The organism is Streptomyces vulcanius (assembly GCF_042653945.1).
Taxonomy (GTDB): domain Bacteria; phylum Actinomycetota; class Actinomycetes; order Streptomycetales; family Streptomycetaceae; genus Streptomyces; species Streptomyces mangrovi.
Genome location: NZ_JBHSFK010000101.1, coordinates 1 through 3,639 on the forward strand (window position 1 = coordinate 1; position 3,639 = coordinate 3,639).

At 66.2% G+C, this 3,639-nt stretch carries 6 protein-coding genes; 3 read left to right on the forward strand and 3 right to left on the reverse strand.

Annotation, left to right across the window (positions count from 1 at the left end):
- Positions 1 to 12: 12 nt before the first annotated feature.
- Entirely contained in the window at positions 13 to 390 is a 378-nt protein-coding gene (locus ACFPIH_RS56060; RefSeq protein ID WP_381188038.1) for a VOC family protein, read from the reverse strand.
- A gap of 184 nt (positions 391 to 574) precedes the next feature.
- On the opposite strand from ACFPIH_RS56060, the gene ACFPIH_RS56065 reads away from it, so the two are divergent.
- The 3 genes from ACFPIH_RS56065 to ACFPIH_RS56075 all read left to right on the forward strand — a co-directional run bounded on the left by ACFPIH_RS56065 (position 575) and on the right by ACFPIH_RS56075 (position 2,704).
- Entirely contained in the window at positions 575 to 1,669 is a 1,095-nt protein-coding gene (locus tag ACFPIH_RS56065; RefSeq protein WP_381188041.1) for an ISAs1 family transposase, read from the forward strand.
- Between the two features lie 154 nt (positions 1,670 to 1,823).
- The gene (locus ACFPIH_RS56070; protein WP_381188044.1) at positions 1,824 to 2,207 is read left to right on the forward strand and encodes a VOC family protein; all 384 of its coding nucleotides are present in this window, start codon (positions 1,824 to 1,826) and stop codon (positions 2,205 to 2,207) included.
- Positions 2,207 to 2,704: a DinB family protein gene (locus tag ACFPIH_RS56075; RefSeq protein ID WP_381188047.1), complete on the forward strand. Its 498-nt coding sequence runs from the start codon at positions 2,207 to 2,209 to the stop codon at positions 2,702 to 2,704. Before ACFPIH_RS56070 ends, ACFPIH_RS56075 begins: the two co-directional genes overlap by 1 nt.
- 132 nt (positions 2,705 to 2,836) lie before the next feature.
- Here the strand turns inward: ACFPIH_RS56075 and ACFPIH_RS56080 are convergent, their stop codons facing one another.
- Entirely contained in the window at positions 2,837 to 3,325 is a 489-nt protein-coding gene (locus ACFPIH_RS56080; protein WP_381188050.1) for a hypothetical protein, read from the reverse strand.
- On the reverse strand, positions 3,292 to 3,639 hold a 348-nt coding region (locus ACFPIH_RS56085; RefSeq protein WP_381188053.1), incomplete at its 5' end, for a hypothetical protein. The genes ACFPIH_RS56080 and ACFPIH_RS56085, both read right to left, overlap by 34 nt.

The window sequence follows — 3,639 nt, forward strand, 5'->3', positions numbered from 1 at the left end:
TAGACGCCAAGGTCAAGCTCCTTCGGGAGTGATCAGGCAGAAGGGATGGCCGACGGGATCCTCGTACACCCGGTAACCGATCGGCTTGTCCGAACCATCCAGCAGCGTCTCCCCGAGGGCGAGCACCTGCTCCTCGGCTACATCGAGGTCCGCGACCATCACGTCGATGTGTATCTGCTGAGGGCGCGCGGAATCCGTCCACCGCGGCGCGCGGAAGTCGTCCACTCGCTGGAAGGCGACCACCGGGGGCAGGGCGGTGTCGTTCAGCGGTTGCGTCCGGTTTGATGCCGGTTCAGGCACCTTGTGGGGCCGGTGAGTCGTGTCGGGAGATGGGGCGGTGACAGGCACGACCAGCGGGTGATCATGAGGTTTCGAGTCCCTGATCACCACGTCGGAAGACCGTGCCTGCCCACTCATCATCGCCCGTGCCTGTCGGCCTGGACCGGCTCGCTGCTGCCCGGTCTCCCGCGCCGGGGGAACGCCCGGGTCTGCTGAATTGTCTGGCCACGGTGCCCGATCCGCGACGGGCCAAGGGCCGCCGTCATCCCCTCGCGTTCGTCCTCGCGCTGGCCGCGTGCGCGGTCCTGGCGGGGCGAAGTCGCTTGCCGCGATCGCGGAGTGGGCCGCCGACGCACCGCCTGCCGTGCTCGCGGCTCTCGGCGGCCCGCCCCGGGAGCCGTCCAATCCCACCGCGCCGGCCGAGGCCACGGTCCGCCGGGTTCTGCAGCGCGTCGACGGCGACTCCCTGGACGCCGCGATCGGCACCTGGCTCGCCGCCCGCGACCCCGACAGCCCGCCAGTCGCGCCGAGCAAGCCCGAGCGGCCCCGCCGCTCGCCGGCGGTGGACGGTAAGACCGTGCGCGGCGCCCGCCGCGCGGACGGCACCCAGGTCCACCTGCTCGCCGCGATGACCGGCGCAGGCCTGGTCACCGCCCAGCGCGAGGTGGACCGCAAGACCAACGAGATCACCGTCTTTCGGCCCCTCCTTGCTCCGCTCGACCTGACCGACACCGTGGTCACCTTCGACGCGCTGCACTCTCAAGTCGCCCACGCCCGCTTCCTGGTGCAGGACAAGCAGGCCCACTACATCGCCGTGATCAAGGCGAACCAGCCGCTGCTGCACCAGCAGCTGAAGAAGCTACTCTGGCGGGACGTCCCGCTGCTGGGCAAGACCCGCGCCACCGTCCACGGCCGCGACGAGATCCGCCGCGTCAAGACCTGCATCGCCACCCGCGGCCTCGCCTTCCCCCACGCCGTGCAAGCTGTGCAGATCGTGCGCCGCCGCCGCATCGTCGCCACCGGCAAGGTCGCTCTGGAACGCGTCTACGCGGTCACCGACCTGACGGCCGACCAGGCCGACACTCCCGAGATCGCGCACCGCGTCCGCGAGCACTGGGGCGTCGAGAACAAGATCCACCATGTGCGCGACACCTCACGGGCCGATGACGCCTCCCGCGTACGCACCGGCACCTCACCCCGGGCCGTGGCCGGCCTGCGTAACCTCGCCCTTGGAGCCCTCCGCCACGCCGGACATATCGGCATCGCCGCTGGCCTCCGGCACCACGCGCGGGACGCCACCCCGGACCTCTGGCCACCCTCGGCATCACGTGATCAAACCGGACATCCCCCTGAGCGACGCGATCCTGGGGTCAGTCTGTGGAGTCGGTGACAAGGCCCGGTCGAAGACGAAACGGAGGGCTGCCGTAGCACTGGTTGGGCAATGTCGGGAGCCGTCCCCGCGGCGGACCCAGATTGTCACTGCCCCCGTATACGGTATAGCCGTCCGCATCATTCGAAAGCTTGTTCAAGGGAGAGGCGAAGCCGTGGAACCCTGGTTCAAGGGCATCGGCCCCGTCACGTTGTTCATCGAAGATCTGGTGGAGACGAAGAAGTTCTACGAGGACATCTTCGGCCTGACGGCGGTCTTCGAGGACGCGGACTCGGTCGTTTTCAACTTCGGCAACATCCTGGTCAACCTGCTGAAGTCCTCCCAGGCCAGTGAACTGGTTGAGACCTCGAAGGTCGCGGTGCTCGAGGCCGGCGTGCGCTTCCAGATCACGATCGAGGTGGAGGACGTGGACGCAGTGTGCGAGAAACTCGCGGAACGCGGTGTGAAGCTCCTCAACGGTCCCCAGGACCGGCCCTGGGGCATCCGGACCGCCGCCTTCGCCGACCCGTCGGGCCACGTCTGGGAGATCGCCAAGTAATGGCCAACACCGAGATGATGACACTGTTGGGCTTCCTGAACGGGAAGCGCAAGCACGTCCTGGGCATCCTCGAGGGCCTCGATGACGAGGCGCTTCGGCGCCCGGTGCTTCCGTCCGGCTGGACCTGCCTGGGCCTCGTGCACCATCTCGCCCTGGACGACGAGAAGTTCTGGTTCCGCGCCGTCGCGGCGGGCGAGCAGGTCGCGATCGATGAGATCCTGGGCTCCGAGGACGACGCTTGGAAGCCTGCGCCGGAGAAGTCGGCACAGGAGATCTTCGCCTTGTACCGCAAGGAGAGCGAACTCTCCGACGCGATCCTCGCCGATGCCGACCCGGACGCGCCGACGCCCTGGTGGCCCGACTTCTTCGACGGCTGGCGCTACGACAACCTCCGCGAAGTCGTCCTGCACGTCATCACCGAGACCGCGACCCACGCAGGGCACCTCGACGCCGTCAGGGAGCTCATCGACGGAAAACAGCGGCTCGTCATCACCTGACACCGTCGCTCCTGGCCACAGAGCCGAGGCAGACGAGTGTGAAACAGGCCCGCGAGGGAGCAGGGCCAAGGCCCACGGGACAGAACCACTGAACGACGCCGCCCTGGCCCGTGGTGTATGGAGTTGCGTTGTTTAGGACGGCTGCTGATGTTCTGGGCGCCATCCGACTGACAGGCCCCAGTGGATTCCGGCGCTGGCCGTATCCGTGATTTTGACGTGTTGCTTGGTGCTGCCCAGGCCGATCTCGTTGTAAGTCGTTGAGGGAGTGGTCGCGCACGGGACGGTGTAGGTGGCCAATTTCCCGATGGCTATGATCGTTTTTCCCTCACCGGTGCATTCGGTCGCCTCGGCAACCGTCCCGGCCTTGATGCTCTCGATTACATCCACCTCTTCCGAGCTCGTTCTGTTCGCCAGGCGGATGAGGGATTTGGTCGAGCCGGAGATGTCGGGTGGGGTTTTCGTCAGATCGATGGCAGAAGCGGAGCTGGACGGGATTGCGGAGGCGTTTGGGCTTTTGTCCGATGAGCCCTGGCCGTTGTGTCCCGTACAGCCTGTGAGGAGCGAAGAGCTCGCTGTCAAAGCAATCGTCACGGCCGCGTGGGCCCTGGTCGGCTTTGCCATGTGTACCAGCCGACGGCGTAAGGCGTATAGGAGACGATTTTTGAACTCGTGCTGTGCCCACAGTTGGGAAATACGTAGTAGCTGGTGCCTGTGATACGCCGTCGCCAAACGCCGTACTTGGCGCTGACGGTCTTATGCGGTGGAATGGTGGCGGTTACCGAGTTGCCCAGTTTCGCGGTCAGTGATGCTGAGAGGCTGATGTTGTAGGTAGATTCTGCGGACTCGATGAGCGCGTTCAATGAGACCTTCAGCGATCCGGTGTAGCTGATACCGACGGTCCCTGACACCTCAGCAGTGAATGTGGTGGTCTCCTT

Excerpts from the sequence above, each read along its gene's own strand:
- ACFPIH_RS56080 (WP_381188050.1), bottom strand. The coding sequence starts at position 3,325 with ATGGCAAAGCCGACCAGGGCCCACGCGGCCGTGACGATTGCTTTGACA.
- ACFPIH_RS56075 (WP_381188047.1), top strand. The coding sequence starts at position 2,207 with ATGGCCAACACCGAGATGATGACACTGTTGGGCTTCCTGAACGGGAAG.